Source organism: Pseudoalteromonas sp. (assembly GCF_041629635.1).
In the GTDB taxonomy this organism is placed as follows: domain Bacteria; phylum Pseudomonadota; class Gammaproteobacteria; order Enterobacterales; family Alteromonadaceae; genus Pseudoalteromonas.
In genome coordinates this window covers 49,237-56,784 of sequence record NZ_JBFKMX010000009.1, presented here as the reverse complement: position 1 = coordinate 56,784, position 7,548 = coordinate 49,237, and the positions used below count along the sequence as shown (strand labels likewise).

The 7,548-nt window shown below is 42.2% G+C and carries 3 protein-coding genes; 1 reads left to right on the top strand and 2 read right to left on the bottom strand.

Annotated features, from left to right (window positions below; all coding sequences use genetic code 11):
* The first annotated feature begins 103 nt into the window (after window positions 1–103).
* Window positions 104–2,281, top strand: coding sequence for a M3 family metallopeptidase (locus tag ABYD77_RS02660; protein ID WP_372766745.1), 2,178 nt, complete (start codon window positions 104–106; stop codon window positions 2,279–2,281).
* Window positions 2,282–2,383: 102 nt separating this feature from the next.
* Here the strand turns inward: ABYD77_RS02660 and ABYD77_RS02655 are convergent, their stop codons facing one another.
* Together ABYD77_RS02655 and ABYD77_RS02650 are read right to left on the bottom strand one after the other, a co-directional pair.
* Window positions 2,384–3,964 (bottom strand): methyl-accepting chemotaxis protein, encoded by a 1,581-nt coding sequence (locus ABYD77_RS02655; RefSeq protein WP_372766743.1) that lies wholly within the window; start codon window positions 3,962–3,964, stop codon window positions 2,384–2,386.
* 189 nt (window positions 3,965–4,153) lie between these two features.
* A complete protein-coding gene (locus tag ABYD77_RS02650) occupies window positions 4,154–7,531 on the bottom strand; it encodes a S8 family serine peptidase (RefSeq protein WP_372766741.1) in 3,378 nt (1,125 codons plus the stop codon).
* Window positions 7,532–7,548: the final 17 nt, after the last annotated feature.

The following is a 7,548-nucleotide window of genomic DNA, read 5'->3' as shown; positions in this document are numbered from 1 at the left end:
TGAGCTTAAGCAAACGCTCATTTAACGCAAAAACATTGTACTTAAGCGCAAAGCTTTTTAGCATGCGTTAGTGCGCTCAAAAATAGAATATTAGGAACATACAATGAAAAAACGTAACCTTTCGCTTGTTGCGATAGCGACAGTATTCGCTTTATCGGGCTGCGGCGAAAAGTCAGCACCTAGTGCAACAAATACCGCTCCTGTAGTAGAGCAGACAATTGCTGCTGAAAATAAAAACGATAATGCGATTCTTGCTGAATTCAGCGGCCCTTATAATGGGGTGCCAGCATTTGATAAAGTTAAATTGAGCGAACTAAAGCCTGCATTTGATGCGGCAATGGCGCAGAAGTTGGCTGAAGTAGATGCAATTGCAAATAACCCAGAGCCGGCAACTTTCGAAAATACCATTGCCGCATTAGAGCGCTCTGGTAGTTTATTAAGCCGCGTTTACACTTACTATGGCATTTGGCGCTCAAACGTATCAAGCGCAGAATTCCGCGCTATTCAAAAAGAAATGGCGCCAAAGCTTTCGGCTTTCAATTCAAAAATTACACAAAACGAAAAACTCTTTGCACGTATTAAAAACGTGTATGAAAGCGAAGCTCTTAAGTCACTTTCAGCAGAGCAACAACGCGTTACTTGGTTAACTTACAACAGCTTTGCACGTAATGGCGCTACCCTAGACAAGCCATCAAAAGCGCGCTTTGCTGAAATCAACCAAGAACTTGCTGGCCTGCACACTAAGTTTGCTAACAACGTATTAGCAGATGAAGAAAACTATGTAGTATTTTTAAGCCAAGAGCAGCTTTCTGGATTACCTGAATCACTGGTTTCTGCCGCAAAGGCAGCTGCGAAAGAGCGTGGCAAACCAGAGCTGTTTGCTATCACCAACTCTCGCTCGTCAATGGATCCGTTTTTAACCTACTCAGATGAACGCGCACTGCGTGAACAAGTATGGAAAAACTACTACAACCGCGGTGGTAATGGTGATGAGTACGACAACAATCAAACCATTAAAGACATATTAACGCTTCGTCACGAGCGTATGCAGCTATTAGGTTACGACAACTATGCACAGTGGCGTTTAGAAGACCGTATGGCAAAAACACCTGAAAATGCCAAAGCATTGATGGATAAAGTATGGCCAGCAGCAATTGCCCGTGTTGAGGAAGAAGTTGCTGATATGCAAGCTATTGCTGACAGTGAAGGCGCAAATATTAAGATTGCACCCTGGGATTACCGCTATTACGCAGAAAAAGTACGTAAAGCCAAATACGACCTCGATTCAAACGAAGTTAAGCAATATTTACAGCTAGATAAACTACGTGAAGCAATGTTCTATGTTGCAGGTCGCTTATTTAACTTTGACTTTAAAGAAGTGGATGCAGGCTCTGTACCTGTATTCCATGAAGATGTGCGTGTATGGAATGTCACAGACAAAACCACAGGCGAGCATATTGGCCTTTGGTATCTTGACCCGTTTGGCCGTAAAGGTAAACGCTCTGGTGCGTGGGCAACAACCTATCGTAGCCACACGACATTTGATGGTAAGAAAACCGTTTTATCATCAAATAACTCTAACTTTGTTAAAGGCCCTGAAGGTCAGCCAACTCTGATCTCTTGGTCAGATGCTGAAACCTACTTCCATGAGTTTGGTCATGCGCTGCACTTCTTATCAGCGACAGTTGCTTACCCTAAATCTCATTCAGGTGTACGTGACTACACTGAGTTCCAATCGCAATTACTTGAGCGCTGGTTAACCACGGATGAAGTGATTAACAACTACTTGGTTCACTACAAAACGGGTGAAGCAATGCCTAAAGAGTTGGTAGCTAAAATTAAGAAGTCAGCAACCTTTAACCAAGGCTTTAAAACGACAGAATATTTAGCATCGGCAATTATGGATATGCTTTATCACACAACCGATCCGGCAAAAATTAACCCTGCTAAATTTGAAAAAGAGCAGTTGGATGCGATTGGTATGCCAAGTGAACTTGTGATGCGTCACCGCAGTACGCATTTTGGTCATATTTTCTCTGGTGAAGGGTATTCAGCAGGTTATTACGGCTACTTATGGGCTGAAGTACTCACTTCTGACGCATCAGAAGCATTTGCTGAAGCTCCGGGTGGTTTTTACGATAAAGCATTAGCTGATAAGCTTGTTAAGCACCTATTCTCTATCCGGAATGCAATGGACCCAGCAGAGGCTTATCGCTTATTTAGAGGACGTGATGCCGAAGTTGAAGCGCTGATGCGTGACCGTGGTTTCCCGGTAAAATAACTTAGTAACTCAATACAAAAATGCCGCGTATATCGCGGCATTTTTTATTTCAAATTCAACGTCTCAACTAGAAATTGCGTTAATAGGTGATTTAAACAAACTTTAACGATGTTGACTAAACTGCCTTGCCATGGTCGTTAAACGCTCAGCTTCATTCAACAACTTTTCGGTTGACTCATAAGCATGCTCAGAGGCTTCTAGCGTTTCTTTGCTGGCGTTATCAATATTAATTACATTTTTTGTAATTTCATCAGATACCGCAGATTGCTCCTCTGCAGCTGTGGCAATTTGTGCGCTCATATCGGTAATGGTATTTACCGCGTCCAAAATGCGACTTAGCGATGCTTTAGCAAGTTGTGCTTGCTCGGCACTTTGCTCTGCCCGACTTTGCCCTTGCTGCATTGCAGAAACAGCCTCGCCAGCAGATTGCTGCAATGTAGCCACCATTTGCTGAATTTCTTCGGTTGAAGACTGGGTGCGCGCAGCAAGTGTGCGAACTTCATCGGCCACAACCGCAAAACCTCGACCTTGCTCACCTGCCCTCGCTGCTTCAATAGCGGCATTAAGTGCAAGTAAGTTGGTTTGCTCAGCAATGCCTCGAATAACGTCAACCACTGTACCAATTTGCTGGCTGTCTGAGGCGAGTTTGTTAATTACCGCTACAGCAGATTCTACTTCACGAACTAATTCGTTAATATCTGCGGTTGTTCTATCAACTACTTGTTGGCCTTCCACCACTTCATTATCAGCAACTTGCGTCGCATCCGCAGTAAGTGAAGCGTTTTGTGCCACTTCTTTTACAGTGGCAGACATTTGATTAATCGCCGTTGCAACCTGCTCAACTTCGCGATTCTGCAATTGCATTAGTTGATTCGTTTTCTCGGCGGTATCCATCGTGCTGTGGGCAACGGTATCTAACCCTGAAGTTGCATCGTTAATTCGCCACACTATAGTTTCTTGTTGGGTTTGCAGCATTTTAATCGTGAGTTGCAATTGTCCTAATTCATCTGTTCTGCCAGTGTATACTTGCTTTGCAATATCGTTATCGAACACCTCTTGTGCTTTAACTGCAGCTGCTTGGTATGGTTTTGCAATTAGTCCTGCAAATAGCGCAAACAAAACAAATGAGAAAATAAGCGGCCAAAGCTGTGGTAAGGAAAGATCAAACATCATAGCGACGAGCGCAGGGATGAGAAGTGCAATGCCACTTGAAATGACGAGTCTTCCAAATAAGTTAAATGAAAGCAAACTTTTAAGTTTTTGCTGTAAGCTTTCACCATGATTTACCGCCTTATACAAACCACGAGCACGCTTGATATACTCTTCTTCCGGTTTTAATCGAACGGACTGATAACCTACCATTTTATGGCCTTCCATTACCGCGGTAACATATGCATCTACCCAGTAATTATCACCATTCTTACAACGGTTATCGACAATGCCCATCCAAGGCTTACCTTGTTTGATGGTATCCCAAAGATCTTTAAATGCCAGCGCAGGCATACCTGGGTGGCGGACTATATTGTGTCCATGGTTGACCAACTCTTCATTGCTATACCCACTTATATCAACAAAGTCTTGGTTGGCATAGGTAATACGCCCTTTCAAATCGGTAGTTGAAACTATTCGCTGTGACGACTTTAGTTTTACTTCACTTCCTGTGATAGATTGATTCTTATTCATAACATGACGCCAATAAAAATTATAAAAATTATTTAGTTAAATAAATTGTAGTACAGAGAACAAACACTGTAGTTATATTCAGAACACAATGTGAATGAAAGTAGTATACACAGATCTAATCAATTGATACGTCAGAAAAAAGAATTAAAAAAGCCCGCAAATGCGGGCTATTTAAGCAAAACGAAATAATTATTTCATTTTTCTACGACGGATAAACGCCAGTGGTGCAGCTAACAGTGCTAACCAACCAAACGAACCTGACGATTTCTTCGTTGTAGGCGGTGTAATTGGCTCTGGTAGTGGGTTTTCATTCACATCCGTTACCATAATTTTAACCATTGCTGGCTCAGAAATATTACCTGCAGTATCTGTTACTACAACTTCCATTTCGATTTCAGTTAAGCCTGCTTCATAATCAAGTACTGATTTGTCAGCAACAACAATTTCACCCGACTGCTCAAGTTTAACTGCTGTTGATGTTTGATTAACTACGATGAATTCTGAAGCCATATTTGCAAGCTCTGCACCGTAAGATACTTCTAACGTACCAATTACTGTGCCATTTTCAGAATTTTCAGCGATTGAGAACTCTGCATTAGCAAGCATAGGTGCAACAGCACGGTCAGCACTTGGCGTCGCGTTAATTGCTTTTGAACCAGATTCTGAAAGAATCATAAAGTCACTACCAGCATGCGCAAGGTAAGCTGATTCGCCTGTTGCCAGTGATTCAACTACATTGCCCTCAGCCGTCATTAACGCAGCAATTGGCTGTGAAGGAGTAAATGTGTATGTACCTGTTGCTGAATCCAGTGAGTCATATGCGATAGGTGACCAAGTGTACTCTTCGATACGGAAACGTACATCTGCCATTAGGCCCATATCATCTGCTGTTAAGCTAAATGCACCTAAACATGACATTATGCTCATATGGTTATTGCCTGTAGTGTGGAACATATTGCCTAACCAACCACTAGGTACACCATATGGGTGAGTAAATGAAATTTGCGTTGGTTCAACATCGTAGAACCACTCTAATTTACCATTTTGTGCAGTAAAATCGTATTCGCCATCACGGTCTAAGTCGAAGTCAACCATAAAGCCACCAATGTAGCTGTGGTTAACACCTTCGTTCATTACAAGCGTTGAGAACACAGCATAGCCTGTTTCACAGTATTCACCCGGTACTGGAACCATTTCAATTGAGCCACCAACTAAATCAAGGCGATTACCATCTACATCATCAACAACAGTTGTTGGCGCGAAGAATGGCGCAAAATCTGCTGCACCTACGTTAGTTACTTTATGTGCTGTACCACCTTCCATTTTAACTGGTGCAAAAGTTAATTCTGCAGCTGCTTTTGGTAATGTGTGGTATACAAGGTGGAACGCTTTTTCACTACCTTCAGAGAAGATAAGCGCACCATCTAACTCTAAGTTTGTTAAATCAGACGAAGCATCACGAGTACCAATGTTTGATTGGTTTAACGTCCAAGCTGGTAATTTTGCTGGATCAATATTGAAAACAACGTCAAATGATACAGTTTGACCACCAGGTACAGTGATTGAACTTGGGTGTGAAACAGTTAATGCACCTCGTTCAATATCATTTGCAAAACGCTGTTCTAAGCTTAAAGAGTACGTTTTCGCTTCGCTTGTAAAGTTTTTAACTTGAACTGTTTTAACGTAATCGGTTGCTTGAGAAGGATTAACAAGACCAAGTGATAATGCACCTTGCTTAGTATCTTTAGCCCAAGCAGCTACTGGTAAATTCGCAGCTTTGTGAACATCAACAAGACCCGCACCAATATAACTAATAGGTGCAAGCTCGGTTTCAGGATTAATAGAACGCGGCTCCATAGTTACATCTAGGTTTGCAGTGTTCATAATCGTTGCTTTTAGTTCAAATGCATTACGATTAGGGTGTACTTCTTTAAGTAAGCTCATCGCACCTGCTGTCATAGGGCCTGAGAATGAAGTACCCGTAGCGCCTGATAAACCATTACCAGTGCCAGGATGCGCTGTCATAATGTTTACACCAGGTGCTGTAATTTCTGGTTTTAGTAAACCATCCATAGAAGGGCCGCGTGACGTAAACGACGCAATCGCACCTGAAGTTACAATTGCTTCAACTGTAATTGAGAAAACGCCAGATTCTTTTAATGCAATACCTGCTTGGTAGGTCAAACCTACTGAAGGAATAGTAACTTCACTGCTACTACCACCCATAGGTGCAGGTGTGCCATCATCATTGTTATTTGCAATAAATACAAATGCAGCGCCTTTCGCTTGCGCATTCAGTACCTTTGTAACAAAAGCACAAGCGCCACGATCTATAATTACTGCTTTACCAGTAAAATCTGTGCCATCAGCAAATGCGTCACATGCCAGTTGATTTTCAGACGGGTAAACAACCTCTAGGTCTTCATTTGATAGGCTATACGCTTCCTGAGGACCGAAAGAAGCTGTACGGATAATCGCTTCTTCACCATTAATAGTACCGCTTGAAATAAGTGATTCATCTGTTGGGTGTGTCATTGCACCTACAGAAAGAGCATTTTCAGAAGTACTTGGACCACCAACAATAAACGGATATGCACCATCGTTACCTGCAGAAATAACCACTGTAGTACCAAGCTTTACAGCTTGATTGATAGCAAGACCAACACCATCTGTTGCAATATCACCAAAGTCACCACCTAAAGACATGTTAATTACATCAACACGGTCTGAGATGTCGCCATCGCCATTAGGGTCCATTGCTGCTTCTAGCGCCATAAACTGAGCTAAACCAGGACAACCACCCGCACAAACTGAATAAGCATAAAGCTCTACATTTGGAGCAATACCAGATACTGAGTGCGAAACATGAGTACCGTGACTTGTGCCTGCATCAATTGGGTCTGGATCCATATTATAGAAATCATAACCACCCATAACTTGACCTTGTGGCCAAGCTACTGCGTCTGTTGGATCTTCAGCCGCTGCAATATAAGCAGCTTCTGTACCTTCACCGCCAAACGCTGCGTGAGTATAGTCAATACCGGTATCAAGTACCGCTACTTTAATGCCATTACCTTTCGCTACACCTGATGCCACAACTTCAGTTGCCTTGATATAATCGGCACTATCAGCGATATGTAATTTTGAATCGTAAATTGGGAAAATGCCTTCAACTTCATTGTGAGGAACAAGCTGGTCTATCTCGCTCTTGTCACCTTTTACTAATAAGCCATTTACTAATTTTGATGTTCTGGCAACGATTGTAATATTTAAATCTTGAGATTGAATGGCAGATTCAACGACAGCTTGTGATGCCATAATAGATGCTGTTTGTTTAGCAATGTCGGTTGATTTAGCTTGCGCTATTGCAGGAGTGTTAAGTTTCACTAACCAAGCTGTTGCTTCTCTTGCTTCTTGGCCATCATTTTTTTTAGTTGCTTGTGCTTTTACTGCTTTAGCACCGCTGTAGTTATATTGTTCAAAAGTTGCCGCGTTTACTGCACTTGAAGCGATAGCAGTTGCTACTGAAAGAGCAACTACGGTTCTTTTTGTTCCGAATTTTGTCATTATGACTTCCCTCTTGG